The 26,452-nt window shown below is 74.5% G+C and carries 24 protein-coding genes; 17 read left to right on the top strand and 7 right to left on the bottom strand.

What is annotated here, in order from left to right; genetic code table 11:
* The 12 genes from sufD (at position 1) to FIC82_RS12920 (ending at position 12,497) form a co-directional block, all read left to right on the top strand.
* Positions 1-1,254, top strand: a complete 1,254-nt coding sequence (gene sufD / locus FIC82_RS12975; RefSeq protein WP_154798828.1) for a Fe-S cluster assembly protein SufD — start codon at positions 1-3, stop codon at positions 1,252-1,254.
* On the top strand, positions 1,251-1,595 hold the full coding sequence (locus FIC82_RS12970) for a non-heme iron oxygenase ferredoxin subunit (RefSeq protein ID WP_047234320.1): 345 nt from the start codon (positions 1,251-1,253) through the stop codon (positions 1,593-1,595). The genes sufD and FIC82_RS12970 overlap by 4 nt, the downstream gene beginning before the upstream one ends.
* Before the next feature lie 81 nt (positions 1,596-1,676).
* A complete protein-coding gene (sufC, locus tag FIC82_RS12965) occupies positions 1,677-2,459 on the top strand; it encodes a Fe-S cluster assembly ATPase SufC (protein ID WP_154798827.1) in 783 nt (260 codons plus the stop codon).
* A gap of 29 nt (positions 2,460-2,488) precedes the next feature.
* On the top strand, positions 2,489-3,784 hold the full coding sequence (locus tag FIC82_RS12960; RefSeq protein ID WP_154798826.1) for a cysteine desulfurase: 1,296 nt from the start codon (positions 2,489-2,491) through the stop codon (positions 3,782-3,784).
* 11 nt (positions 3,785-3,795) lie between these two features.
* On the top strand, positions 3,796-4,320 hold the full coding sequence (sufU, locus tag FIC82_RS12955) for a Fe-S cluster assembly sulfur transfer protein SufU (RefSeq protein WP_154798825.1): 525 nt from the start codon (positions 3,796-3,798) through the stop codon (positions 4,318-4,320).
* Entirely contained in the window at positions 4,317-4,670 is a 354-nt protein-coding gene (locus FIC82_RS12950) for a metal-sulfur cluster assembly factor (RefSeq protein ID WP_154798824.1), read from the top strand. The genes sufU and FIC82_RS12950 overlap by 4 nt, the downstream gene beginning before the upstream one ends.
* A 208-nt stretch (positions 4,671-4,878) precedes the next feature.
* Complete coding sequence (locus FIC82_RS12945; RefSeq protein ID WP_154798823.1) at positions 4,879-6,330, top strand: helix-turn-helix domain-containing protein; 1,452 nt, start codon at positions 4,879-4,881, stop codon at positions 6,328-6,330.
* A 362-nt stretch (positions 6,331-6,692) separates the two neighbouring features.
* Positions 6,693-9,248 (top strand): nitrite reductase large subunit NirB, encoded by a 2,556-nt coding sequence (nirB, locus tag FIC82_RS12940; RefSeq protein WP_253691804.1) that lies wholly within the window; start codon positions 6,693-6,695, stop codon positions 9,246-9,248.
* Positions 9,245-9,637 (top strand): nitrite reductase (NAD(P)H) small subunit, encoded by a 393-nt coding sequence (locus FIC82_RS12935; protein ID WP_154798822.1) that lies wholly within the window; start codon positions 9,245-9,247, stop codon positions 9,635-9,637. The genes nirB and FIC82_RS12935 overlap by 4 nt, the downstream gene beginning before the upstream one ends.
* A 160-nt stretch (positions 9,638-9,797) precedes the next feature.
* Positions 9,798-11,054 carry a glycosyltransferase gene (locus FIC82_RS12930; RefSeq protein ID WP_168731829.1) on the top strand — a complete coding sequence of 419 codons (1,257 nt, stop codon included), beginning with the start codon at positions 9,798-9,800 and terminating at the stop codon, positions 11,052-11,054.
* A complete protein-coding gene (locus tag FIC82_RS12925; RefSeq protein ID WP_154798821.1) occupies positions 11,044-11,718 on the top strand; it encodes a lysophospholipid acyltransferase family protein in 675 nt (224 codons plus the stop codon). The genes FIC82_RS12930 and FIC82_RS12925 overlap by 11 nt, the downstream gene beginning before the upstream one ends.
* 71 nt (positions 11,719-11,789) lie before the next feature.
* Entirely contained in the window at positions 11,790-12,497 is a 708-nt protein-coding gene (locus FIC82_RS12920; RefSeq protein WP_154798820.1) for a lysoplasmalogenase, read from the top strand.
* Positions 12,498-12,545: 48 nt separating this feature from the next.
* Here the strand turns inward: FIC82_RS12920 and FIC82_RS12915 are convergent, their stop codons facing one another.
* The 6 genes from FIC82_RS12915 to FIC82_RS12890 form a co-directional block, all read right to left on the bottom strand.
* The gene (locus tag FIC82_RS12915) at positions 12,546-13,115 is read right to left on the bottom strand and encodes a DapH/DapD/GlmU-related protein (RefSeq protein WP_154798819.1); all 570 of its coding nucleotides are present in this window, start codon (positions 13,113-13,115) and stop codon (positions 12,546-12,548) included.
* A 9-nt stretch (positions 13,116-13,124) separates the two neighbouring features.
* Positions 13,125-14,003 carry a helix-turn-helix transcriptional regulator gene (locus FIC82_RS12910; RefSeq protein WP_154798818.1) on the bottom strand — a complete coding sequence of 293 codons (879 nt, stop codon included), beginning with the start codon at positions 14,001-14,003 and terminating at the stop codon, positions 13,125-13,127.
* Between the two features lie 83 nt (positions 14,004-14,086).
* On the bottom strand, positions 14,087-14,494 hold the full coding sequence (locus FIC82_RS12905; RefSeq protein ID WP_154798817.1) for a (R)-mandelonitrile lyase: 408 nt from the start codon (positions 14,492-14,494) through the stop codon (positions 14,087-14,089).
* A 25-nt stretch (positions 14,495-14,519) separates the two neighbouring features.
* Positions 14,520-15,563 (bottom strand): zinc-binding dehydrogenase, encoded by a 1,044-nt coding sequence (locus FIC82_RS12900; RefSeq protein ID WP_154798816.1) that lies wholly within the window; start codon positions 15,561-15,563, stop codon positions 14,520-14,522.
* Positions 15,564-15,729: 166 nt separating this feature from the next.
* Positions 15,730-16,227 carry an endonuclease V gene (locus FIC82_RS12895; protein WP_253691123.1) on the bottom strand — a complete coding sequence of 166 codons (498 nt, stop codon included), beginning with the start codon at positions 16,225-16,227 and terminating at the stop codon, positions 15,730-15,732.
* Positions 16,228-16,339: 112 nt separating this feature from the next.
* Positions 16,340-18,790: a DNA gyrase/topoisomerase IV subunit A gene (locus tag FIC82_RS12890; protein ID WP_154798814.1), complete on the bottom strand. Its 2,451-nt coding sequence runs from the start codon at positions 18,788-18,790 to the stop codon at positions 16,340-16,342.
* A 231-nt stretch (positions 18,791-19,021) separates the two neighbouring features.
* On the opposite strand from FIC82_RS12890, the gene FIC82_RS12885 reads away from it, so the two are divergent.
* The 4 genes from FIC82_RS12885 to FIC82_RS12870 all read left to right on the top strand — a co-directional run bounded on the left by FIC82_RS12885 (position 19,022) and on the right by FIC82_RS12870 (position 24,405).
* On the top strand, positions 19,022-21,829 hold the full coding sequence (locus tag FIC82_RS12885; protein ID WP_168731828.1) for a bifunctional acetate--CoA ligase family protein/GNAT family N-acetyltransferase: 2,808 nt from the start codon (positions 19,022-19,024) through the stop codon (positions 21,827-21,829).
* Positions 21,830-21,900: 71 nt separating this feature from the next.
* A complete protein-coding gene (locus FIC82_RS12880) occupies positions 21,901-22,494 on the top strand; it encodes a DUF5998 family protein (protein WP_168731827.1) in 594 nt (197 codons plus the stop codon).
* Positions 22,491-23,687: an alkaline phosphatase family protein gene (locus FIC82_RS12875; protein WP_168731826.1), complete on the top strand. Its 1,197-nt coding sequence runs from the start codon at positions 22,491-22,493 to the stop codon at positions 23,685-23,687. The genes FIC82_RS12880 and FIC82_RS12875 overlap by 4 nt, the downstream gene beginning before the upstream one ends.
* Before the next feature lie 76 nt (positions 23,688-23,763).
* Positions 23,764-24,405 (top strand): thymidine kinase, encoded by a 642-nt coding sequence (locus FIC82_RS12870; protein ID WP_154798813.1) that lies wholly within the window; start codon positions 23,764-23,766, stop codon positions 24,403-24,405.
* Positions 24,406-24,429: 24 nt separating this feature from the next.
* Here FIC82_RS12870 and sepH read toward each other — a convergent pair whose 3' ends face one another.
* The gene (sepH, locus tag FIC82_RS12865; protein ID WP_154798812.1) at positions 24,430-25,533 is read right to left on the bottom strand and encodes a septation protein SepH; all 1,104 of its coding nucleotides are present in this window, start codon (positions 25,531-25,533) and stop codon (positions 24,430-24,432) included.
* Positions 25,534-25,796: 263 nt separating this feature from the next.
* On the opposite strand from sepH, the gene FIC82_RS12860 reads away from it, so the two are divergent.
* A complete protein-coding gene (locus FIC82_RS12860; protein ID WP_253691121.1) occupies positions 25,797-26,450 on the top strand; it encodes a trimeric intracellular cation channel family protein in 654 nt (217 codons plus the stop codon).
* Positions 26,451-26,452: the final 2 nt, after the last annotated feature.

Below are 26,452 nucleotides of genomic sequence, written 5' to 3'. Positions count from 1 at the left end.
ATGACCACCACCACCATTCCCGAAGAGGCCGGTCTGACCACCGACCACTCGCGCGCGCAGGCCGACGGGGCGCACTCGCACGGCGTCGTGCCCCAGGGCTCGCGCGCCGAGCGGCTCACGTCGTTCGACCTCGCCGACATCCCCGTGCCCTCCGGGCGCGAGGAGGAGTGGCGCTTCTCGCCCGTCGCGCGCCTCGCGCCGCTGTTCGACGAGAAGCTCGTCGGGCAGAGCGGCGGCGGCGACGTGCGCGTCACGGTCGTCGAGGCCCCCGAGGTCGAGGTCGCGATCGTCGGTCGCGACGACGAGCGGCTCGGCACGGCCGGCAAGCCCGGCGACCGCACGGCCGTCACGGCGTGGAACGCGTTCGAGCAGGCCACGGTCGTCACGGTGCCCAAGGAGGCCGTCGCGTCCGACGTGACGTCCGTGCGCGTCGAGGGTCACGGCACGACGCCGACCGCGAGCCACGTCCTCGTGCGCGCCGAGCGGCACTCGGAGGCCGTCGTCGTGCTCGACCACGTCGGGACCGCGACGCTCAACGAGACGGTCGAGATCGTCGTCGAGGACGGCGCGCACCTCACGGTCGTGTCCGTCCAGGACTGGGCCGACGGCGCCGTGCACGCGTCGTCGCACCGCGCCCGCATCGGGCGCGACGCGCGGCTCAAGCACGTGGTCGTGACGCTCGGCGGCGACGTCGTGCGCATCACCCCGGACGCGACGTTCACGGCCGAGGGCGGCGACGTCGAGATGGTCGGCCTCTACTTCGCGGACGCGGACCAGCATCAGGAGCACCGCCTGTTCGTCGACCACGCCGTGCCGCGCTGCAAGTCGCGCGTCACGTACAAGGGCGCGCTCCAGGGCGAGGGCGCGCACGCCGTGTGGGTCGGGGACGTGCTGATCCAGGCCGAGGCCGAGGGCACGGACACCTACGAGCTCAACCGCAACCTCGTCCTCACGGACGGCGCGCGCGCGGACTCGGTGCCGAACCTCGAGATCGAGACGGGCGAGATCGAGGGCGCGGGGCACGCGTCCGCGACCGGCCGGTTCGACGACGAGCAGCTCTTCTACCTGCAGGCTCGCGGCATCCCGGAGACCGAGGCGCGCCGCCTCGTCGTCCGCGGCTTCTTCGCCGAGCTCATCCAGGAGATCGGCGTCGCGTCGGTCGAGGAGCGCCTGCTCGAGGCGATCGAGCGCGAGCTGAGCAAGTCCATGTCGATCATCGACGGGAGCGCCGAGCCCGCCGAGGCGACGGCGTGACCGCACAGCCCGCCTGCACGACGTCCGACCTCGGCCCGGAGGAGGCGCTCCGCGTCGAGCTCCCGGCCGAGGACGGGCGCGTCGTCGAGGTCGCGGTCATCCGCGACGGGGACGGCGACTGGCACGCGATCTCGGACATCTGCTCCCACGGGGCCGTGTCCCTGTCGGACGGCGAGGTCGAGGGCTGCTTCGTCGAGTGCTGGCTGCACGGCTCGCAGTTCGACGTGCGGACCGGCATGCCGACCGCGCTCCCCGCGATGCGCCCCGTGCCCGTGTACCCGGTGACGGTCGACGGCGAGCAGGTGCTCGTCGACGTCGACCGCGTCGTCGCTCCCACCTGACCCGTCAGCCGACCCACCAGCACTGACCTGGCGCGCCGCGCGCGCCCCACGGCTCACCAGAACCTCTTGGAGAAGAACCACATGTCCACTCTCGAGATCCGCGACCTGCACGTCAGCGTCGACACCAAGGAAGGGCCGAAGCCGATCCTGCGCGGCGTCGACCTGACGATCGCCAGCGGCGAGGTCCACGCCATCATGGGCCCGAACGGCTCGGGCAAGTCCACGCTCGCCTACTCGATCGCCGGCCACCCCAAGTACCAGGTCACCAGCGGTACGGTGACGCTCGACGGCGAGGACGTCCTCGCGATGAGCGTCGACGAGCGCGCCCGCGCGGGCCTGTTCCTCGCCATGCAGTACCCGGTCGAGGTCCCCGGCGTCTCCGTGTCGAACTTCCTGCGCACCGCGAAGACCGCGATCGACGGCGAGGCCCCCGCGCTGCGCCACTGGGTCAAGGACGTCAAGGGCGCCATGGAGCGCCTGCGCATGGACGACTCCTTCGCCGAGCGCTCGGTCAACGAGGGCTTCTCCGGTGGTGAGAAGAAGCGCCACGAGATCCTCCAGATGGAGCTCCTCAAGCCGAAGTTCGCCGTCCTCGACGAGACGGACTCGGGCCTCGACGTCGACGCGCTGCGCATCGTCTCCGAGGGCGTGAACCGCGTCCACGGCGCGACGGACGCGGGCATCCTGCTCATCACGCACTACACGCGCATCCTGCGCTACATCAAGCCGGACTTCGTCCACGTCTTCGTCGACGGCAAGGTCGCCGAGGAGGGTGGCTCGGAGCTGGCCGACCGCCTGGAGGAGGAGGGCTACGACCGCTACCTCTCCGGCTCGGTCGAGTCCGCCTCGGCCGCCTCGGCCTGAGCGGCAGCACCACCTCTGAGGAGACGACCATGACGACCACCGCGCACAGCTCCCCCCTGACGGCGACCGAGCTCGCCGCCGTGCGGGCGGACTTCCCGCTGCTCGAGCGCACCGTGCGCGGTGGTCGTCCGCTCGTCTACCTCGACTCCGCGGCGACGTCGCAGAAGCCGCAGGTCGTCCTCGACACCGAGGTCGACTTCTACGAGGAGCGCAACGCGGCCGTGCACCGCGGCGCGCACCAGCTCGCCGAGGAGGCGACCGAGGCGTTCGAGGACGCCCGCGCGGACGTCGCGGCGTTCGTCGGGGCACGTCCGGGCGAGATCGTCTGGACCTCCGGCGCGACGGCCGCGATCAACCTCGTCGCGTACGGGATCTCGAACGCGACGCTCGGCCGCGGGGGAGAGGCGGCCCGCCGCTTCGCGCTCGCGCCGGGCGACGAGATCGTCATCACGGAGGCGGAGCACCACGCGAACATCGTGCCGTGGCAGGAGCTCGCCGCCCGCACGGGCGCCGTCCTGCGCTGGTTCGAGGTGGACGACGACGGGCGCGTGCGCGTCGAGGACGCCGCGACGGTCATCACGGAGCGGACGCGGGTCGTCGCGTTCGCGCACGTGTCGAACGTGACGGGCGCGATCACGCCCGTCGAGCCGATCGTGGCCCGCGCGCGCGAGGTCGGGGCGCTCACCGTGCTCGACGCGTGCCAGTCCGTGCCGCACCTGCCGGTGGACCTGCCCGCGCTCGGCGTGGACTTCGCGGCGTTCTCGGCGCACAAGATGCTCGGGCCGACAGGCGTCGGCGCACTGTACGGGCGGCGCGAGCTGCTCGAGGCGCTGCCGCCCGTGACGACCGGCGGGTCGATGATCGAGGTCGTCACGATGACCGAGTCGTCGTACATGGCCCCGCCGCAGCGGTTCGAGGCGGGCACGCAGGCCGTCGCGCAGGTCGTCGGGTTCGGCGCCGCCGCGAAGTACCTGCACGAGCTCGGCATGGAGGGCGTCGCGGCGCACGAGCACGAGCTGGCCGCCGAGCTGCTGCGGATCGGGGAGATCCCCGGCGTGCGCATCATCGGCCCGCGCGAGCCGGCCGACCGCCTCGCGGTCGTGTCGTTCGTCGTGGACGGCGTGCACGCGCACGACGTCGGCCAGGTGCTCGACGACGCCGGCATCGCCGTGCGCGTCGGTCACCACTGCGCCCAGCCCCTGCACCGCCGCTTCGGGATCGCCGCGACCGCGCGCGCGTCCGCGTCGGTGTACACCACGCGCGAGGACGTCGACGCGTTCCGGGAAGCATTGGCCGGGGTGCGCGCGTTCTTCTCGGTGGACTGAGAGAGGACCCGATGAGCTCGATCGAGCAGATGTACCAGCAGGTCATCCTCGACCACGCGAAGACCCCGCACGGCCGGGGCCTGGTCGAGGTGGCGGACGGCGCGGCGAGCGGCCAGTCGCACCAGGTGAATCCCACGTGCGGCGACGAGGTGACGCTGCGCGTCGAGCTCGCCGGCGACACGATCGGCCGCGTGAGCTGGGAGGGACAGGGCTGCAGCATCTCGCAGGCGTCCCTGTCCGTGCTCACCGACCTCGTGTCGGGGCGGCCCGTGACCGAGGCCGAGCACCTGGGCGAGGTCTTCCGCGAGCTCATGGGCTCGCGCGGCAAGGGCCTCGACGAGGCCGCGGAGGACGAGCTGGGCGACGCCACGGTGTTCACGGGCGTCTCGCAGTACCCTGCTCGCATCAAGTGCGCCCTGCTCGGCTGGGCCGCGCTGCGCGACTCGCTCGTCACCTCGGGCGCGCTGAGCGCCCGCACCGCAGCAGCTTCCGACGCGGCGCTCGCCGCGCGGGGAACGACGGAGGAGAACCGATGACCACCGAGACCGGCGCACCTGCCGAGGGCGTCGCGCCCAGCCCGCCGAACGTCGCCGACGTCGAAGAGGCGATGCGCGACGTCATCGACCCCGAGCTCGGCATCAACGTCGTCGACCTCGGCCTCGTCTACGGCATCCAGATCGACCAGAACAACCACGCCGTCATCGACATGACCCTCACGTCCGCGGCGTGCCCGCTGACCGACGTCATCGAGGACCAGTCCGCGCAGGCCCTCGAGGGCCTCGTCGACGGCTTCCGCGTCAACTGGGTCTGGATGCCGCCGTGGGGCCCGGAGAAGATCACCGACGACGGCAAGGACCAGCTCCGCGCGCTGGGGTTCAACGTCTGACGATCCACCCGTCCGTCCACGACGCCGCGTCCCCTCGGGGGCGCGGCGTCGTGCTGTCTCCGGCCGTACGACCCGCAGGGTGCGGCCCGCGGACGTGCCGCTCCGGACCTCCGCTGCTCACGATCCGATTGCGATCCTTCCGGTGCGTTGACGAGGACTGTCCTGAGTGTTGGGATATGTGCGCCCACACCACTTTTCGGAGGATGACGTGACACAGCAGGACCAGACCGGCGCGGGCGGTTCCCCGCGGCAGGTGCGCTATCGCGGCCGGCACCTCCCGATGGTCGCGGTGGTCATCGCGGCGACCATCGCCACCGCGCTGGCGTACAGCGGCATGGTCCTGTTCGGACTCGAGGTGGCGCACATGTCGCCGCTCGAGGCGTACGGGCTCGCGGGCTTCCTCGAGATCAGCCTCGTCGCCGTGGCGCTCATGGCGCGCAACGCGGCGCTGGAGGGCCGCCCGTACGGGGTGCTCCTCGCGCTGACGTGGGTGCTCTCGGGCACGTCGGGTCTGTTCGCGGCGCTGCACGAGATCGCGGTCCCGACGGCGAGCACCCCGTACATGGTGGTGTTCCGGTTCGTGCCGCCGCTGGTGGCCGCGCTCATGTGGCACCTGGCCCTCGTGGGGGAGCGGCACATGGTGACGGGCCACACGCTCGAGGAGCGTCGTCGTGAGCTGCGCGTCCACGGGTACGTCTCCGCGCTGGAGCAGTGGCGCGACGCACGCGCCGACAGCGCTGGCTCGGCCGGGGACCTGCGCAAGGTCCGCGCCGCGCACGAGCGCCAGCGCGCCGCTCGCGACGCCGCGCTCAAGCTGCTGACGGTCGAGGACTTCGAGCGCCGCATGCAGGTCTGGGTCGACCGCCTCGAGGCGGCGGAGCGCCACGGCAACCGGCTCGACCTCATCGGGGCGAGCTCGGTGAAGCGCGGCACCGCCCGCGGGTCGGCCGAGGTCGCCGGGCCGACCGAGGCGGCGGCAGTCGTCGTGGCCCGGACCGCCGCGCCGGCCGCGACGCTCGTCGAGACGCACCGCCAGGAGACCCTCGCGCTGGAGTCCGCGCGCGACGCCGAGGTCCGCACGGAGACCCCGACGCCCGTCGAGCAGGCCCGCGACCTTCCGGCGGTCGAGCAGCGCCAGGAGAGCGCGGCCGCCGTCGCACCGGCCGAGGCGCCCGCCGTCGAGCGGGACGTGGAGCCGGAGCCGGAGCCGGAGATCGAGCCTGCGCGCGAGGCGAACGACGAGAAGCCCTACGTGCCCGAGACGGCGTTCGAGGCGCTCCCCGATCTCGAGGCGCGGGTGAAGGAGCTGTTCGGGCGTCCGCTCCCCTGGGACCAGCCCGCTCCGGAGGACGACAGCACGGCGCCGGTCGTGGAGCCCCCGGCCGTGACGGGTCACACCCGGCGCGTCGAGGTCTTCGACCTCGTCGGCGGCACGAACGGTGCGCAGGCCGCGGCGACGGAGGCCGACGACGCGTCGCTCGGCGAGGACCCGACCGCGGAGCGCGACCGCCGCATCGTCGAGCTCGCCCGCCAGGGCATGAACCAGCGCGAGATCGCCCAGAAGGTCTCGGCGTCGCGGTCCACCGTGAGCCGCGTCGTGCGTCGCTACGAGGACCAGCGGTCCGTGGCGGACGAGGACCGCGAGCTCGCGAACGTCTGACGCACGGTCTCGCGCACGGTCGTCCGGCCACCGCGGCCGACGTCCGACGCGCCCACCTCCCGACGCCGCGTCCCCGTCCTGGGGGCGCGGCGTCGTGCCGTCCGCACCGCGCCGGGGCGCGCACGTGATGGCCTTCGATGGGGGTACTGAGGACCTTGGTCCCAGACGGGTGATGTGGTCAGACCACCTCCCCTAGGGTCGGGAGCAGGGCACCGGTCGCACCCGGACCGGGACCTCGACGCAGCCCCCGCCTCTCGAAAGTGCTCCTCGTGGCCTCCCTCTCTCACTCCCCGTCGGACGCGCTCGTTCCCGCCGCCGGCGGTCCCCTGGACGGCGACCGGATCGTCGTCGTCGGCGCCGGCATGACGGCCCACCGCCTGGTCGCGGGCCTGCGCTCGCGCGACCCCGAGGGCGGCTGGTCGCTCACGGTGATCGGCGACGAGCCGCACGAGCCGTACGACCGCGTGCACCTGTCGGAGTGGTTCGACGCGCGCGACGCCCAGGCGCTCGCGCTCGACCGCGGCGTGTGGGACGACCCGCGCGTCACGCTCGTCGCGGGTGACGCGGTCGCGTCGCTGGACCGCACGGCGAGCGTCGTGACGACCCGCTCGGGGCGCCAGGTCCACTACGACCGCGCGGTGCTCGCGACGGGCTCGTGGGCGTGGACGCCGCGCGCGGAGGGCACGGACCTGCCGGGCCTGTTCACGTACCGCACGCTGGACGACGTCGAGCGGCTGGCCGAGTGGGTCCGCCTGCGCGAGCGGGCGCTGGGCCGGGCGGTGCGCGGCGTCGTCGTGGGCGGCGGCGTCCTTGGTCTCGAGGCAGCCGCCGCGCTCCAGCGCCTGGGCGCCGAGGCCACCGTCGTCGAGTTCGCCGATCGCCTCATGAGCGTCCAGCTCGACCAGGGCGGCGGCGAGATGCTGCGCCTGCTGATCGAGGACCTGGGCGTCACGGTGCGCACGGGCGCGGGCGCCCACCGGTTCCTGCCCGCGGGCGACGGGTCCGTGGGGTCCGTCGAGCTGACCGACGGGTCCGCGCTCCCGACGGACGTCGTCGTCTTCTCCGTGGGCATCCGCCCGCGTGACCGCGTGGCGCGCGAGGCGGGCCTGGCCATCGGCGAGCGCGGCGGCGTCGTCGTCGGCGAGGCCTGCCAGACGTCCGACCCGGGTGTCTGGGCGATCGGCGAGTGCGCGTCGGTCGACGGCGTGTGCGCGGGCCTGGTCGCGCCGGGGAACGACATGGCGGACGTCGTCGTCGACCGCTTCCTCGGTGGCGAGCGCGTGCACCGCCGCGCCGATGACGGCACGAAGCTCAAGGGCGTGGGCGTCGAGGCGGCGTCGTTCGGCGACGTCAACGCGGTGAGCGCGGGCGCGCTGGAGGTGTCGTTCGTCGACCCGATCCACCGCCGGTTCCGCAAGCTCGTGCTCTCGGACGACGCGACGACGCTGCTGGGTGGAGTGTTCGTCGGCGACATCGAGCTCTACTCCGCGCTGCGACCCTTGCTCGGCCGCCCCCTCGGCGCCGACCCCGCCGCCGTCATCGCGCCCGACGGCGAGGGCCTGGCCGACACCGAGCTGCCCGACGAGGCCGTCGTGTGCTCGTGCAACAACGTCGACGCCGGGACGGTCCGCTCGGCCGTGACCGAGCGCGGCTGCCGGACGATCGGGCAGGTCAAGGAGTGCACGACGGCCGGCACGGTGTGCGGGTCGTGCGTGCCTGCGCTCACCAAGCTGCTGAACGCCGAGCTCTCCCGGGCGGGCGTCACGGTCTCGGACGCGCTGTGCGAGCACTTCGCGATGTCCCGCGCCACGCTGTACCGGCTCGTCCGCGAGGAGGGCCTCCGCACGTTCACCGAGGTCGTCGCGGCGCACGGGACAGGGCGCGGGTGCGCGGTCTGCCGCCCGACGGTCGCGTCGATCCTCTCGACCCTGCGTCGCGGGCACGTCCTGGAGGGCGAGCAGGCCGCGCTGCAGGACACCAACGACCACGTCATGGCGAACCTGCAGAAGAACGGCACGTACTCGGTGATCCCACGGATGCCCGGGGGAGAGGTGCGTGCCGACCAGCTCCTGGAGTTCGCGAAGGTCGCCGACGACTTCGGGCTCTACGTGCGCGTGACCGGCGGCCAGCGGCTGGCGATGTTCGGCGCGCGGCTCGACCAGCTCCCGGAGATCTGGCGGCGCCTGACCGCCGTGGGCTTTGAGTCCGGGCACGCGTACGGGAAGTCGCTGCGCACGGTGAAGACGTGCGTCGGGCGCACGTGGTGCCGGTTCGGCGTGCAGGACTCGTCGGCGATGGCGGTCCGGCTCGAGCTGCGCTACCGCGGGCTGCGCTCGCCGCACAAGATCAAGTTCGGCGTCTCGGGCTGCGCGCGCGAGTGCGCGGAGGCGCGCGGCAAGGACGTCGGGATCATCGCGACGCACAAGGGCTGGAACCTCTACGTCGGCGGCAACGGCGGAGCCCAGCCGGCCCACGCCCAGCTCCTCGCCGAGGACCTCGACGACGAGACCCTGGTCCGCTACGTCGACCGGTTCCTCATGCTCTACGTCCAGGAGGCCGACCGCCTGCAGCGCACGGCGCCGTGGGTCGCGGAGCGCGCGGGAGGGCTGGACGAGCTGCGGCGCGTCGTCGTCGAGGACTCGCTCGGGATCGCGGACCAGCTCGAGGCCGCGATGGCCGAGCACGTGCGCGACTACGAGGACGAGTGGGGCGCGACGCTCGCCGACCCGGCCAAGCTGCGCAAGTTCACGCCGTTCGTCAACGCGCCTGAGGCGGTCGACGGCGACCTCGCGTTCGTCCCCGAGCGCGGCCAGGTCCGTCCCGCGGACGAGGGCGACGCCGTCGCCTACCCCGACCCGCGCGTCGCTCGCGACGTCGCGCTCCTCGCCGCCCGCGTTGAGCTGGAGGAGGCCCGATGAGCACGTTCGTCGACATCTGCGCGCTCGACGACCTCGACCCGGAGCGCGGGGCCGGCGCGCTCCTGGGCGACACCCAGGTCGCGGTCTTCCGGCTCGCCGACGGCACCGTGCGCGCCGTCCAGCAGCGGGACCCGTACTCGGGCGCCAACGTCATGTCGCGCGGCCTCGTCGGCACGCACCGCGTGACCGGCGACGACGGCGTGGAGCGCGACGTCGACACGGTCACCACCCCCATGCTCAAGCAGGTGTGGGACGTCGACACCGGCGCGGTGCTCGACGCCGGGGGCAAGGACCGCAGGCCGCTGGCGGTCTTCGCGGCCCAGGTGCGCGACGGGCGCGTCCTGGTCGCCGACACGCCCACGGAGCGGGCACCCGCACCCCAGCGCTGACCAGCGAGCCCCGCGCGCGGGGGCGCCGCCACGGCAGCGACCCAGGGACGAGACGACACGCCCCCGGCGGTTCCGCGCCCGGTCCAGGGTGGTCGCCTAGCCTGACGCCATCCCGTCAGCAGGCGCGGACCACGCGCCGCGCGTCGCAAGGGAGCCGCGGGTGCGCGTCCTGCTCGTCATCGACCAGTTCGAGGATCCCACCAACGGGACCACGATCTCCGCGCGTCGCTTCGCCGTCGCCCTGCGTGGGCGCGGCCACGAGGTGCGCGTCGCGTGCTGCCGAGGCACGACCCGCCCGGGTGACACCGACCCTGAGAACCGCGCGGACGGCGTCGTGCACTACCGGCTGGAGCCGCTCGGCGTCCCGGGCTTCGACCGGGTGATCGCGGGCCAGGGTTGGGTCCTCGCCAAGCCCGACGACGACGTGCTGCGCGACGCCCTGGGCTGGGCCGACGTCGCGCACGTCATGTCGCCGTTCTGGCTCGGCTCCCGGGCCAAGCGGCTCGCGGACGCGCTCGGCGTCCCGTCCACCGCCGCGTTCCACGTGCAGCCGGAGAACGTCACGTACAGCCTCGGCGTGGGGCGGGTCGGGCCGCTCAACGATCTCGTGTACGCGGTGTTCCGGCCGTTCTACGACCGGTTCGGGCACGTCCACTGCCCCAGCCGGTTCATCGCCGAGGAGCTGCGCGCCCACCGGTACCGGGCGAACCTGCACGTGGTGTCGAACGGCGTCGATCCGGCGTTCGTCCCGCACGTCGTCCCGCGGAGCCTGACCAAGAGCGCCGACCTGGACGGCAGGTTCGTCATCACCATGACGGGCCGGCTGTCACGCGAGAAGCGGCAGGACGTGCTCCTCGACGCGGTGCGCCGGTCCCGGCACGCCGACCGCATCCAGGTCGTGCTCGCCGGTCGCGGGCCGCTCGCCGCGCGGTACGCGCAGCAGGGGGCGACGCTGCCGCACCCGCCGCGGATCGGGTTCCTCACCCAGGACGAGCTCCGGGACGTGCTCGCGACGAGCGACCTCTACGTGCACGCCGCCGACGCGGAGATCGAGGCGCTCGGGTGTCTCGAGGCCGTCGCGACCGGCCTGGTCCCCGTGATCTCCGACTCCCGCGCGTCGGCGACCGGTCAGTTCGCGCTCGACGAGCGGAGCCTGTTCCGCGCCGGGGACGCGGGGGACCTCGCGCGAAGGATCGACTACTGGGTCGAGCACGACGACGAGCGAGCCCTGATGGGCCCGGCCTACGCCGCGGTCGGCCGGGAGCACGCGCTCGACGTGTGCGTCCCGCAGATCGAGGACATGCTGCGCCAGGCGATCGACGAGGGACGGGGACCGGGAAGGGACACGGCGACCCCGGCAGCGGTCGACAGGGACGAGACCGAGGGCCGGGCGCGGGGGCCTTCGCATGGGCGCTGACCGCCCGGGCCGGCACACGACACCACGGCTCTGGAGCCGCTTCGACGGCGTCTTCTTCGACGTCGCCATGGCCGTCGTGCGGTGGTACGGGTACGCCGTCCACGGGCTGCGGGTCACGGGGCGCGAGCACCTCGCCTCCGAGCGCGGCGGGGTCGTCTCGGTCGCGAACCACGTGCACTACCTGGACGGCCCGTGGGTCGCCGGGCAGTTCCGTGGCAGGAGGGCCGCCGTCGTCTCCCAGCCCTCGAACTTCCACCTGCCCGTGGCGGGCGTCCTGGTCAGCCACCTGCTCGCCGTCCCGCTGCCCCGCGGGCCGGGAGAGCTCGCCGCGTTCGAGGCGCGGCTGCGCCGGACCGTCGACGCCGGTCAGGGCGTCCACTTCTTCCCCGAGGGCGCGCTGGTCATGTACGACACGACGCTGCGGCCGTTCCGGCGCGGCGCGTTCGTGTACGCCTGCCGGCTGGGCGTGCCGGTCGTGCCGATGGTCTTCACCTACGGCCGTCGGCCCTGGTGGCGTCCGCGGCCGCCGATCCGGCTGACGATCTTGCCGGCCGAGCGCGGCCGGGGATCGAGCCCCGCCGACGTCGCCGAGCTCCTCGCCCGCTGCTGGGCGGCGATGGAGTCGGTCGCCGCAGGGGCCCGCGACGACGCGGTCCGGAGGTGACGACGTCCGGGCCTACAATCGCTCGTCCCGGCAACGACGCCGGCAGCACCACCGAAGGAGTCCCGACACCCATGCTCGCCGCGTGGGGCGCGCTCGCCCTGCTCACCCTCGTCCACCTCGTCGCCCACCTCGCGGGCGCCTCGACGCTCGCCGACACGTCGCAGTGGTTCCTCATGCCCGTCCTCGCCGTCTGCCTGTGGCTCGCGACACGACGACTCGACGGCGACGGCCCGGCCCGGCGCTCGCGGCTGGTCCGCCTCACGCTCGTCGCGCTGGGCTTCTCGTGGCTCGGCGACACCGCCCCCGACCTCGCCGACGGCGATGCCGCGTTCCTCGTCATGGTGGGCTTCTTCCTGTGCGCCCAGGTGACGTACACGCTCGCGTTCTGGCCCTACCGCGCGGGGTCCGTGCTGCGCCGTCCGCTCGCCCTCGCGCCGTACCTTCTCGCGTTCCTCGTCCTCGTCGCCGCGTGCGGGCCGGGTGCCGGGTCGCTCCTCGTCCCGGTCGTCGTCTACGGCGCGTGCCTCGTGCTGATGGCCGTGACCGCGACCGGCGTGGACCGCCTCGCCGCCGTCGGCGGCGCGGTCTTCCTCGTGTCCGACGCGCTCATCGCCCTCGACGCGTTCGCGCCCTGGTACGCCCTGCCCGCGCACGGCTTCTGGGTGATGCTCACGTATGTCGTCGGGCAGGTGCTCCTCGTCCTCGGCGTGCTGCGCCGGGAGCGCGCCGCAGCGGCCTCTGTCGAGGAGAAGGGCAGCGCCGCGTGGGCGTCGACGTGACGCTCGCCGCTCAGTGCTGAGCCGGTTCCTTCCGAGCCGAGCCGTGGCTCAGGCGTCGAGCGAGCGGACGACGCGCGCGGGCGTGCCGACGACGACGGTGCGTGCGGGGACGTCCCGGGTGACGACGGAGCCGGCCCCGACCACGGCGTCGTCCCCGATCGTCACACCGGGGAGGACGGTCACGTTCGCGCCGAGCCACACGTTGCGGCCGAGGACGACGCGCGCGGGGTGCAGGTCGGCGCGTCGGGCGGGGTCGAGGTCGTGGTTGAGCGTCGTGAGGACGGCGTTGTGACCGATGAGGCAGCCGTCCCCGACGACGATGCCGCCCTGGTCCTGGAACCGGCAGCCGGAGTTGATGAAGACGTCCCGGCCGAGGGTGAGGTTCTTGCCGAAGTCGGCCGTGAAGGGCGGGAAGAGGTTCACGGACTCGTGCACGGGCCTGCCCGTCAGCTCTGCGAGCAGCTCGCGGACGCGCTCGGGCGAGCGGTAGGCGCCGTTGAGCTCGCCGGCGATGCGCAGCGCCTCCTGGCTCGTGCGGTGCATGACGGTGTGCAGCGGCGATCCGCCGAGGATCGTCCGACCGGCGTCGAGCTCGGCCAGCAGGTCGTCCAGGTCCATGGGTTCCTCTCAGTCGGTGCGGGACGGCGCGGCGGCCGCGGCCTCGGTGGCCGCCCACGACGCGAGCAGGCGCAGCGACTCCTCGGTCGGGGAGCCCGGCGTCGCGGTGTACACGGTCATGCCGAGCCCGGGGTCGCCGTGGAGCTCGAGCGTCTGGTAGTGCAGCTCGAGGTCCCCGACGACGGGGTGGCGGAACGTCTTCTGCCCGGCGTAGTGCCGCCGCACGTCGTGGGACGCCCACAGCTCGCGGAACCGCTCGCTGCGCGTCGACAGCTCGCCTACGAGCGCCTGGAGGCGCCGGTCGTGCGGGCTGCGGCCGGCCTCGCGACGCAGGATCGTGACGTTCGTCCAGGCCGCGCGGTCCCAGTCGGGGTAGAAGTCGTGCGACGCGGGGTCGAGGAAGATGTGCCGCGAGAAGTTGGCCGGGCCCGCGGAGCCCGCGACCATCGGCGCGTACATCGCGTACCCGAGCGCGTTCGCGGCGACGAGGTCCATGCGGTTGTTCTGGATGAACGCGGGCGCCGTGGTGATCGCGTCGAGCAGGTACTGCAGCTCGGGGCGCACCGGCGTGTCGCCGTGGCCGCGCTGCGGGCGGGCGCCGACGGGGTTCGCGGTGCGCGCGAGGTCGAGCAGGTGCTCGCGCTCGGCGGCGTCGAGCAGCAGGGCGCGCGCGACGGACTCGAGCACGACGTCGGACACGCCCCGCAGGTTCCCGCGCTCGAGCCGCGTGTAGTAGTCCACGCTCACGCCCGCGAGCCGGGCGACCTCGTCGCGCCGCAGGCCCTCGACCCGTCGGCGGCCGCCGAACGTCTCGATGCCGGCCTGCTCGGGCGTCACCCGGGCTCGGCGGCTCATGAGGAACTCGCGCACCTCGGAACGGTTGTCCATGGCCTCCACGTCTTTCACGTTACGTCGGGACGACGGCGGGCCGCGCGGGCGGGAGGGTCTCGCGCCCCGCCCGCGCGGTCACGTCAGCCCGGGTACGCCTCGGGCGTGAGGAGGTCGCCCCACGTCGTCTCCGGCTCGTCGGCGCCCGGTGCGGGCGCCTCCCACAGCGCGAGGTGGCACAGGAAGCTGTCGCCCCTCGCGCCGTGCCAGTGCCACTCGCCCGGAGGCGTGTAGACGGTGTCGCCCGGCCGGAGCTCGACGACCTCCTCGCCCCGCGACTGCACGTAGCCGAACCCCTCGGTGACGTGCAGGGTCTGCCCGACGGCGTGCCGGTGCCACGCGGTGTGCGCCCCGGGGGCGAAGCGCACGAGGTTCAGGCGCGACCGGGACGGCTCCGTGCCCGCGTAGTAGGCGTTGAACCAGACGTCGCCGGTGAACCAGGCGGCGGGTCCCTTCACGGTCGGCGTCGTCGGCTGCCTCTCGGTGCTCATGCCTCTCCTCCTGTCAGGGTGCGGCTCAGAACGCGACGATCGTCTTGAGCGACTCGCGGCGGTCCATCGCGGCGTAGCCCTCGGCGATGTCGTCGATCGCGACGGTCTTGTCGAACACCCGGCCGGGGTCGATCTCGCCGCGGAGCACCTGCGGGATCGCGTCCTCGAGGTACGCGCGGACGGGCGCGGGCCCGCCGGTGAGGGTGATGTTGCGGCCGAACAGCGAGCCGAAGCCGACCGGCGCGTCCTCGTACTGCGGCACGCCGACGCGGCTGATGACGCCGCCCGCGCGGACGACGCCGTAGGACTGCTCGTAGGCGGGCATGTGCCCGACGGCCTCCAGCACGACGTGGCTGCCCAGGCCGTCCGTGACGTCGAGGACCCGCTGGATCCCCTCGGCGCCCCGCTCGGCGACGACGTCGGTCGCGCCCCACTCGCGCCCCAGGTCGGTCCGCGACGTGTGGCGGCCCATGAGGATGATGCGCTCGGCGCCCATCTGCCGTGCGGCGAGCACGGCGGACAGCCCGACCGCGCCGTCGCCGATCACGGTGACGGTCGTCCGCGCGGACACGCGCGCCATGTGCGCGGCGTGGTAGCCGGTGAGGTAGACGTCCGAGAGGGTGAGCAGCGACGGCAGGAGCGGGCTCGTCTCGTCGACGTCCGGCACGGCGACGAGACTGCCGTCGGCGAGCGGGATGCGCGCGAGCTCGGCCTGCTGACCGCCCACGTCGCCGGGGTTGCCGTAGAAGCCGCCGTGCGGGCACGCGGTCTGGAAACCGTCGCGGCACACGGGGCACGTGTTGTCCGACCACGCGAACGGCGCGATGACGAGGTCGCCCGGGCGGACGGTCGTGACGGCCGACCCGGTCTCCTCCACGACGCCCAGCAGCTCGTGGCCGATCGGGACGCCCTGTTCGGTGTGCGCCATGGAGCGGTACGGGTGCAGGTCGGAGCCGCAGACGCACGCGCGCACCGTGCGCACGATCGCGTCGGTCGGCTCGACGATGGTCGGGTCGGGACGGGTCTCGACGCGGACGTCGCCCGCGCCGTAGATGACGGTGGCCTTCAAGGAGCTCTCCGTTGCCGGTGGGGATCAGGTGCGATCACCATTCGACACCTGGTGCGTGGCCTCCTGGGAGTCCCGCTCCAACAGGGTTCTGGCAGTACCTGGTTCGCAGGCGGTGGCGAGGATCCGTGAGCGGGAGCCTCGGTCAGCGCCTGGACGCCGGACGGGCTCAGCGCGACGTCGCCGGATCTCCACGGCCGACACGCTCGGCGAGACGCAGCGGGCTATCGGGGACGGAGCGCGCGATCCGGTCGACGCGCCGCAGCGGGTCTGGGATGCGCCCGCCGCCGGGGAGGTCCGTGACCAGTCGTGCCGCGGAGCCCAGGTCGATCCCTGCCGCCGTGACGTGCAGAGGACGGGCACTCGTACCCCGCAGGACCTCGGCGGCGTGCGTCGCGGACCGGAACGGCGTCTTGGCGACACCGACGACCGTCGGAACGGTGCTCGACCGCACCACGTGCGCGCCCAGACCCGGTGTCCCGTCCGGGTCGAGCGTCACGTAGCCGTCGATGATCAGCAGGTCGAGAGCGGGTACCTGCGTGAGCACCGCGAGCAGCGGCGGGAGCTCGCGCTCGAAGAACCGTCCGGGCACGTAGGGCTCGACGGTCGGGACCCAGACCGTCCGCTCGTCCAGGACGTCCCGGAAGGTCGGGTCTGCCGCGAGCACCACCGCGGCGTTCGCTCCGCCGTCCGGCGGGTAGTGGACTCCACCGCGGCCGAGAGGCCGAGACCGGGGTAGGGGTGGCCCGATCGTGTCGCTGGGGTGCCCACCGCGGGATTCAGCCCACCGCCGTGATGGGCGAGGCGAGCGGCGTGCCCGACCCGTCGCGGCGCTGGTCGACCTCGGGCAGGTCGACGGCCTGGCCACCGGAGCCCGTGGCACGGGCAGGGCCCTGCCCGACCCACGCGAGGATGAGCGCGTCCTCGCCCTTGAGGAACCGCTGCGCCCGGACGCCGCCGGTGCCGCGGCCCTTGCCGGGGTAGAGCTCGTACGGCGTGACCTTGCCGGCCCCGGTCTGGGTGCCCGCGAGGGCGCCCGACGACCCGGCGACGGTGACGACGACCCCGAGGTCGCGCACGTCGGCCGGCACGACGCCGAAGAACGCGACGCGGTGGCCGTCCGCGAGCCGGATCCCGGCCATGCCGCCGGCCGCGCGACCCTGGGGTCGCACCGCCGACGCGTCGAAGTGCAGCAGCGACGCGTCGGAGCTGACGAACACGACCTCGTCCGCGTCGGTCGCGGGCGCCGCGCCGACGACCGTGTCGCCGTCCTTGAGGCCGATGACCTCCCAGTCGTCGCGGTTGTTCGGCACGTCGCCCGGGGTGACGCGCTTGACGACGCCCTGCGCGGTGCCGAGCGCGAGCGGGGGAGCGCCGGCGTCGAGCGACGCGATCGTCACGGCCTCCTCGCCGGGCTCGAGCGCGACGACCTCGCTGAGCGGTACGCCGCCGGACAGGCTCGGCGCGCCGTCGGTCGGCGGCAGCGCGGGCAGGTCGAGCACGGACACGCGGACCATGCGCCCCCGGCTCGTGACGAGGCCGACCTCGCCCCGCGCCGTCGTGCGCACGACGGCACGCAGCACGTCGTGGGCCGCGCGCGGCCCACCGCGTGCGGGCTCGGTCTCGTCGCTCGTCCGCGCGAGCAGCCCCGTCGCGGAGAACAGCGCCCAGCAGGGCGTGTCCGCGACCTCGAGCGGCACCGCCGCGGTCGTGGTCGGTGCGGCGCCTGCCGACTCCAGGAGGATCGTGCGGCGCGGCGTCCCGTACGTCTTGGCGACGTCGGCCATCTCGGCCGACACCACCGACCGCAGCTTCGCGTCGCTGCCGAGGATCTCCTGCAGCGCCTCGATCTCGCGGCGCAGGGTCTCCTGCTCCTTCTCGAGCTCGATGCGGGAGAACTTGGTGAGGCGGCGCAGCTGCAGCTCGAGGATGTACTCCGCCTGCGGCTCGGACAGGTCGAACACCGTCTGCAGGCGACCGCGGGCGGTCGCGGTGTCGTCCGACGACCGGATCACCTGGATCACCTCGTCGATGTCGACGATGGCGACGAGCAGGCCGTCCACGAGGTGCAGCCGCTCGGACCGCTTGCGCAGCCGGTAGGCGGAGCGGCGACGGACCACGTCGATGCGGTGGTCCACCCACACCGTGAGCATCTCGCGCAGGCCGAGCGTGCGCGGCTGCCCGTCGACGAGCGCCACGTTGTTCATGCCGAACGAGTCCTCGAGCGGCGTGAACTTGTAGAGCTGCTCCAGCACGGCCTCGGGGTTGAAGCCCGTCTTCACCTCGACGACGATCCGCAGCCCGTGCTCGCGGTCCGTGAGGTCGGTCGCGGCGGTGATGCCCTGGATCTTCTTCGTCTTGACGCCCTCGGCGATCTTCTCGATCACCTTCTCCGGCCCGACGAGGTAGGGCAGCTCCGTGATGACGATGCCCTTGCGGCGGGGCGTGAGGTTCTCGACGCGGGCGGTCGCGCGCGTGCGGAACGTGCCGCGCCCGGTGCGGTAGGCGTCGCGCACGCCGGCGAGCCCGACGATCTTGCCGCCCGTCGGCAGGTCGGGGCCGGGGACGAAGCGCATGAGCGCGTCGAGGTCGGCGTCCGGGTGCTTGACGAGGTGGCGTGCCGCGGCGACGACCTCGACGAGGTTGTGCGGCGCCATGTTGGTCGCCATGCCGACCGCGATGCCCGACGCCCCGTTGACGAGCAGGTTGGGGATCGCCGCCGGCAGCACCTCCGGCTGCTGGAGCTTGTTGTCGTAGTTCGGCACGAAGTCGACGACGTCCTCGTCGAGCCCGGCCGTCATCGCGAGCGACGGGGGCGCCAGGCGCGCCTCGGTGTACCGCGAGGCGGCCGGGCCGTCGTCGAGCGTGCCGAAGTTGCCGTGGCCGTCGACGAGCGGGAGCCGCAGCGAGAAGTCCTGCGACAGGCGCACGAGCGCGTCGTAGATCGCCGCGTCGCCGTGCGGGTGCAGCTTGCCCATGACCTCGCCGACGACGCGCGCCGACTTCACGTGCGCGCGGTCCGGGCGCAGGCCCATGTCGGCCATCATGTAGAGGATGCGGCGCTGCACGGGCTTGAGGCCGTCGCGCGCGTCGGGCAGGGCGCGGGAGTAGATGACGGAGTAGGCGTACTCGAGGAACGACGTCTCCATCTCCGCCTGGACGTCGACGTCGACGATCTTCTCGTTCACCTCGGCCGGGTCGAGCGAGGGGGTCGAGGACTTGCGCGCCATGGGCCTGCGGGCTCCTGCCGTTCGGTGCGCCACGAGGGCGCGGGGTCTGGTCCGGTGCGGGTGCCGGGGGAGGGCCGGCGGTGGCGTGCCGCGGTGGCGTGCCGCACGCGAGGGTACGCCAACCCTCCGACACGTCACGGCACGCGGAGGTCTGTCGAGTGACCATTGTCCTCCCAGGTCGGGCCGGGGTGGCGCAGGCGCACCGCGATCCGGACCGCATAGCCTGGGGGCGTGAGCGACGGCGGCACAGCCGGGCAGGGCCTGGACCGGTACCCGGTGGAGTGGGAGGCGGACGTCGTCCTGCGCGACGGGACGACGACCCACGTGCGCCCCATCCGCCCCGAGGACGCCGACGCGCTGCAGCGCTTCCACGTCGGGCAGTCCGAGCGCTCGACCTACCTGCGGTTCTTCGCCCCCATGGAACGGCTCTCGGAGCGCGACCTCGAACGGTTCACGCGCGTGGACCACGTCGACCGCGTCGCGCTCGTCGCGGTCCGCCCGCGCGACGGCGCGGAGCCGCACGAGGCGGTGGCGGGGACGACGGAGGGCGGCGGCGAGGACATCATCGGCGTCGCGCGCTTCGACCGCACGGGCACGAGCGAGGCCGAGGTCGCCTTCAACATCGCCGACTCGGCGCAGGGCCGGGGGCTGGGCTCCGTGCTGCTCGAGCACGTCGCCGCGGCGGCGCGCGAGCGCGGCGTACGGCGGTTCACCGCCGAGGTGCTGCCGCAGAACGGCAAGATGCTCGCCGTCTTCCGCGAGGCCGGGTACGACGTCCGCCAGCAGATGGACGACGGGTTCGTCCAGGTGAGCGTCGACCTCGACCCCACGGAACGGTCGCGAGCCGTCATGGCCGACCGCGAGCACCGCGCGGAGGCGCGGAGCATGCAGGGTCTGCTCGGCGCCACGAGCGTCGTGCTCGTGGGACCCGGCGTGCCGCCGGGCGACGGGCCGGACCTTGACGGCGCCCCCCTCGATCGCGTCCTCGCGCACCGCGCCCTGGCCGCGCTCGTGCGCAGCCCCGACGTGACCGTCCACGTGGTGGAAGCCGGCGCGGACGTGCCCGACGGCGGGGCGGCACCCCGCACGCACGCGACCCTCGCCGACGTCCCCGGCCCCGTGGACCTCGCGGTCGTCGCGCTGCCGCCCCCGGACGCGATCGACGCGGTCCGCCAGCTCGCGCGCCTCGAGGTGCGCGGCGTCGTCGTGCTCTCCGCGGGGTTCGCCGAGACCGGACCGGAGGGGCTCGCGCTCCAGCGCGAGCTCCTGCGCGTCGCGCACACGGCGGGACTGCGCGTCGTCGGTCCCGCGAGCTACGGCCTGCTGCGCACGGGCGAGGCCCGCGAGCGACCCGCGCTCGCGGCGACGCTCGCCGAAGACCTGCCGCTGCCCGGCGTCGTGGGCCTGTTCAGCCAGTCGGCCCCCATGGCGGTGACGCTGCTCGCCACGACGGCGCGGCGCGGGCTGGGCGTGTCGTCGTACCTGTCCGCGGGGCACCGGGCCGACGTGTCCGGCAACGACCTCATGCAGTACTGGCAGGACGACGCCGCGACGCAAGTGGTCTGCCTGTACCTCGAGTCGATCGGCAACCCGCGCAAGTTCTCGCGCATCGCGCGCCGCCTCGCGTCGGTCAAGCCCGTCGTGGTCGTCACCGCCGGGCGCTCGGGCCAGGTCGTGCCGCCGGGCCACGCCGTCCGCTCGACGCGCGCGCCCCGCCGGACGCTCGAGGAGATGCTGCGCCAGTCGGGCGTGATCCGGGCCGAGAACACGCACCACATGATCGACATCGCCCAGCTCCTCGCCCTCCAGCCGCTCCCGGGCGGGCGCCGCGTCGGCATCCTCGCCAGCTCGGCGTCGCTCGCCGCGCTCGTCGCGGAGGCGTCGTCGTCGGCGGGCCTCGTCGTGGCGCGGTCGGACTTCCTTCCCGAGGACGCGTCCGCGCACGAGCTCGCCGCCACGGTCGACGCGCTCTACGCGCCCGACGCGTGCGACGTCGTCGTGGTGGTCCAGGTACCCGTGGTCGGCCCCCGGCGCGCGGACGTGTCCCGCGCCGTGGCGCTCGCGGCCGCGCGGACGGGCCGCACGACCGTCGCGAGCATGCTGGGGCTCCACGGCCTCACCGACGAGCTCTCGGCACCGGCCCCGGGCCCGCTCGACGGCGGAGCGTCCGACGCCCTGGTGCGGGTCCCCGCCTACTCGACGCCCGAGGACGCCGTCGCCGCGCTCGGCGCCGTGGTCCGGTACGCCCGCTGGCGCGAGGCCGACCACGGGACGCCCGTGCGCCCCGCCGGCCTCGACGCCGTGCGCGCCCGCGCGCTCGTCGAGGGTGCCCTGGCGGGCCGGGACGCCGTCGACCTCGACCCGGCGACGACGGCCGAGCTGCTCGGGTGCTACGGCGTGCGGGTGTGGCCCGCGCGGCGGGTCCGCACCGCCGACGAGGCCGTCGAGGCCGCGCGCGAGGTCGGGTGGCCCGTGGCGCTCAAGAGCACGGCGGCCGGGCTGCGGCACCGCGCCGACCTCGGCGGGGTGCGCCTCGACATCGCGGACGAGACCGAGCTGCGGACGGACGTCGCGCAGATGCGCGAGGCGCTCGCCGCGGTGCTCCCGGGTGCCGCCGACGAGCCGTTCGAGGTGCAGGCGATGGCGGACGCGGGCGTCGCGTGCGTCGTCCGCTCGACCGAGGACCAGCTCTTCGGCCCCGTCGTGTCGTTCGGCCTCGCGGGCGACGCGGTCGACCTCCTCGGCGACGTCGCGTACGGCGTGCCGCCCCTGACGGACGTCGACGTCGCCGCCATGGTGCGCTCCGTGCGCGCCGCGCCGCGGCTGTTCGGCTACATGGGCACGCAGGTCGTCGCGACCGCCGCGCTCGAGGACGTGCTGGCGCGCGTGTCCGTGCTCGCCGACGACCTGCCCGAGGTGCGCAACCTCGAGCTGTACCCCGTCGTCGTCTCCGAGCACGAGGCCGCCGTGCTCAGCGCGCGCGTCACGCTGGCCGACGCCCAGCGCGCCGACGCCCTGCGCCGCGCGCTGCCCGGCTGACGGCGGTCCTGCGTGCACGGGTGGAGGGCGGCGGGTGGCCCCGGCCGCTCGCCGGATGGGAGAATGCGCGGGTGCCCTCAGCAACCTCGAACGCCTGGACCGACCTGACGACCCAGCTCCACCGCGCCGGCTACTACCCGGAGCTCGTCGCGGACGTCCTCGACCTCGCGGTCGCGGGGGAGGAGATCGTCTCGCACCTCGTGCTCCCGGAGACGACGTTCGACGCGTCCGAGGTGCGCCGGCACCTCACCGTGCTCGTCCTCACGCCCACGCGGCTCGTCACGGCGCACGTCGACGACCACCCCGCCGACAGCGAGAACCCGTCGGCGTCCGCCGCCGCCACGACCGAGGCGGTGCCGCTGAGCGAGGTCCGCTCCGTCTCCCTCACGCACGTCGTCGCCGAGCCGCACGAGCACCGCGCGGGCACGGCGCCGCTCGAGGTGACGCTCGCCCTCGGCTGGGGCGCGGTCTCGCGCGTCGACCTCGAGCCCGCGGGGTGCGCGGACCCGAGCTGCGACGCCGACCACGGGCTCACGGGCCAGATCACGCCGGACGACGTCGTCGTGCGGGTGAGCGCCGAGGCTGAGGGCCGCGACGCCGTCCGGGCCGCGGTCGACTTCGCGCGCACCCTGTCGCGCGCCACCGCGAGGCACAGCGCCCGGTGAGCGAGGCACGCACGGACGCGGCCCCCGTCACCCCGGCGCTCCCGGCGGGCCTCCTCGCACCCGACCTCGGGCTCGGCGGCCTCGCCGCCGTGCTCCCCGGGGCCGCGGGCGCGCTGGGCGTCCGGTTCACGACCGCCACGGGTGTCGGGAGCGAGGCGGCGCGCGCCGCCCTCGACCTGCCGCACGCCGAGCGCGTCTGCGTCGTCCTCGTCGACGGGCTGGGGCACGTCAACCTCGCCGAACGGGCCGGGCACGCGCCGTTCCTGCGCTCGCTCCTGCCCGACGCGCGGGCGCTCACCTCGACCTTCCCGAGCACCACGGCCGCCGCGATCGGCGCGTTCGGCACCGGCACCGCCCCCGGACGCACCGGCATGCTCGGGTACACGCAGCGCAACCCGGCGACGGGCGGCCTCGCGAACATGGTGTCGTGGGAGGGTGCGCCGCCGCCCGCCGAGCTCCAGCGAGAGACCCCGGTGCTCGAGCGGGTCGCCGCCGCGGGTGCCGCGGTGACCTCGACGGGACCGGCGCGGTTCGCCGGGTCCGGGATGACGGTCGCCGCCCTGCGGGGCGCGTCGTACGCCGCCGCCGAGGGCCTCGGCGCGCGCGTCGACGCCGCCGTCCGCGCGCTGTCCCGGCCGGGTCTCGTCTACCTGTACTGGGGCGAGGTCGACAAGGCCGGGCACCACCACGGCAGCACGTCCTGGCAGTGGGGCGACGAGCTCGAGGCGCTCGACCGCGAGCTCGCCCGGCTCGCCCGGTCCGTCCCGAAGGGCACGCTCGTGCTCGTCACGGCGGACCACGGCATGGTCGACGTCGACCCTGCGCTGCGCCGCGACGTCGCCACCGACCCGGCGCTCGCACGCGGCGTCGTGCTCGTCGGCGGCGAGCCGCGCGCGGTGCACGTCTACACGGAGCCGGGCGAGACGGCCGCCGTCGCCGCGCGCTGGCGAGACGTCCTGGGCGACGACGCCCTCGTGCTGGAGCGCACCGAGGTGCTCGACCGCGGCCTGCTCGGGCCCGACCCGCGGCCGGAGGCGGTCGCCGCCGCGGGCGACGTGATCGTCGCGCTGCGCGGCCGGGCCACCGTCGTCGACTCGCGCACCCAGACGCCCGCGTCGCTCGCGCTCGTCGGCGTGCACGGCTCGCTCACCGAGCGCGAGATGCGCGTCCCGCTGCTCGTCGCCGCCACCTGACCGCACGCACCGCCCCGCCGCCTCACGCCGCGGTCCGCCCACGACCGCACCGACCGACCTCGCGAAGGAACGCCCGATGGCCGAGCTCGTCTTCTTCTCCGGGACCATGGACTGCGGCAAGTCCACCCTCGCCCTCCAGCTCGACCACAACCACGCGGCGCGCGGGCGTCGCGGGCTGATCTTCTCGCGCGACGACCGCGCCGGGTCCGACCGGCTCTCGTCCCGGCTCGGGCTCGAGGTCGTGGCGCGCGAGGTGCGCGACGACACGGACTTCTGGGCGCTCGTCACGGCCGAGCCCGACCCCGTGGACTACCTGGTCTGCGACGAGGCGCAGTTCTACTCCCCGGCCCAGGTGGAGCAGCTCGCACGCCTCGTCGACGAGACCGAGATCGACGTCTTCGCGTTCGGGATCACCGCCGACTTCCGCACCCGCCTCTTCCCCGGGTCGGCACGCCTCGTCGAGCTCGCCGACCGGGTCGAGGTGCTGCAGGTGGAGTCGCTGTGCTGGTGCGGTCGGCGCGCGACGCACAACGCCCGCACCGTCGACGGGAGGATGGTCGTCGAGGGCGACCAGGTCGTCGTCGGTGACGTCCGCGCGGGCTCCGGGGTGATCGGGTACGAGGTGCTCTGCCGCCGTCACCACATGCGGCGGATGACGACGGTCGTCGCCCGCAAGCAGGCGGCCGAGGACGGCTTCCCGCTCGACCTGCCGCGCTGACGCGCCCCCGCTCTCACCCGAGACTCACTCGGGGCGAGCTCCGAAGACGATCTCGTCCCAGCTCGGGACCTTCGCGCGCGAGCGGTTCTTCCCCTTCCGGGGCTCGCGCGCGGACTGCGGCCGACCTGAGCGCGGCGGCTCGTCCCCGTCCGTGGGGACGGGTGCGGACGACCGCTCGTCCCGCGACGTACCGCCGTCGCGGTGCTCCGGCTGCGTGACCGGCCGCTCGTCGTCGGGCTCCGGGTCAGGGAGCCGCACGGCGTCGAGCGTGCGGACCGACGGCAGGTGGACGACGGTCGCCCCGGCCGGAGCACCCTCGGCCTCGTCCGGGTCGTCGCGCACGACGCCGGCCTGGGGGCCGAACCCCTCGAACGGCTCCTGACCCTCCACCTCGACCGGGCCCGTCGGTGCCTTGCGCGGACGCACCCCGCGGCGCTGGCTCAGGTCGTCGAGGAGCTCGGCGGTGCCGTCGTCGGCAGGGGGAGCGGGACGCGGCCCCCGCGCACCGCGCCCCGTCGCGTCGACGTCGAACACGGCGACGGCGCCGGGCGCCGCGTCGCGCGGGGCGTCCGTCCCGGACAGCCAGCGCGCCTCGTCGTCGAGAGCGTGGAGCGCCCGCGTCCCCGCGTCGTACTCCCAGCGGGCGGCCCGGCTCCCCGTCCCGACCTCGAAGGCCGCCGTCACGACCCAGGACGCGCCGGGCCGTCGCGCCGCGCTCCACGTCACCCCGTCGGGGGCGACGTCGCGCGCGGCCAGTCGCTGCGCGACGAGCTCGCCCACCGTCGGCGAGTCCTCGTCGTGCCCCTGGCGCGAGCCGCGGACCTTGTCGACCACGTACTCCTGCTCCGCGACGACCGGCCCGGCGAAGCGGCGCACGTGCTCCACGGCCAGGCCGGCGGCCTCGGCCACGTCCTCGACGGAGTCCCCGGCCCGCAGGCGCGCCTGGATCTCCCGGGGAGCGAGGTTGCGCTCACCCTCGGCACGCAGGTGCTCCAGGTGCGGACGGTCGCGCCGCACGGCCGCGCGCAGCGGCTCGGTGATGGGCAGCGTGTACTGCGCTCCGCCCGGCGCGCGCAGGACGAGGTGCTCCCCGTCCTCGTGCAGTCTCACCAGCTCCAGCTCGTCCATGGACCCTCCCGTGTCGCCGCGCCCGGTGGCGCTCGCGGTGGCGCCCGAGACGCCTCTCCGGCCGCCGGCCCCGGCCCGCCACGACGGCCCACCGGGCTCCGCGGACCGCGACGCTCGCGTCACCGCTCCCTCGAGGGTGCCATCGTCCCACCCGCCAGCGGCGCAGCACGCGCGGTGTGCCGCGGATGTGCCGCGGACGCGCGGCGGGCTCGTCGGGCACGGGACACGGGCCGGGAGGGCGCGCGGCTGGGATGATGCGGGGTGTGATCCTCGACCTCGTGCCCGGCGACGCCCTCGAGCTCGGTGGCGTGTTCTTCGCGGCGCTGTCGGGCGGGCTCGCCGCCGTGCGCAAGCGGTTCGACCTCGTGGGCGTCCTCGTGCTCGCGTGGGTGGCGGGCCTGGGCGGCGGGCTGATGCGCGACGTGCTCATCGGCGCGATCCCGCCCGTCGGTATCTCGGACTGGCGGCTCGTGGCCGTGGCCGTGCTCGCGGGCGTCGTGACCTTCTTCTGGCACCCGCGCCTGGAGCGCCTGCGCCGCAGCATCATCGTGCTCGACGCCGGCGCCCTCGCGCTGTTCGTCCTGTCCGGGACGATGAAGGCGCTCGACTACGGCGTCGGGCCCCTCGCGGCGGTGTTCGCCGGCGTCCTCACCGGCGTCGGGGGCGGCATCCTGCGCGACCTGCTGACCAACGAGGCGCCGTTGCTGTTCCAGGACAAGCAGCTCTACGCGATCCCGGCGCTCGCGGGCGCCGCACTGACCGCCGTGCTCGCGGAGGCGGGTGCGCTCGGCCCGCTCTCCCAGGCGGGCGTCCTCGCGCTCGTGTTCGGCTTCCGGCTCCTCTCGCTCCGCCTCGGCTGGTCCGCGCCCGGGCCCTGGGAGGGTCGCACCGGACGCCGCAGGTCGGGCAGGATGTGAGC

Source organism: Cellulosimicrobium protaetiae, from assembly GCF_009708005.2.
GTDB lineage: Bacteria > Actinomycetota > Actinomycetes > Actinomycetales > Cellulomonadaceae > Cellulosimicrobium > Cellulosimicrobium protaetiae.
Note: the sequence above shows the minus strand (reverse complement) of the source record. Positions and strands in the feature narration are given on the sequence as shown.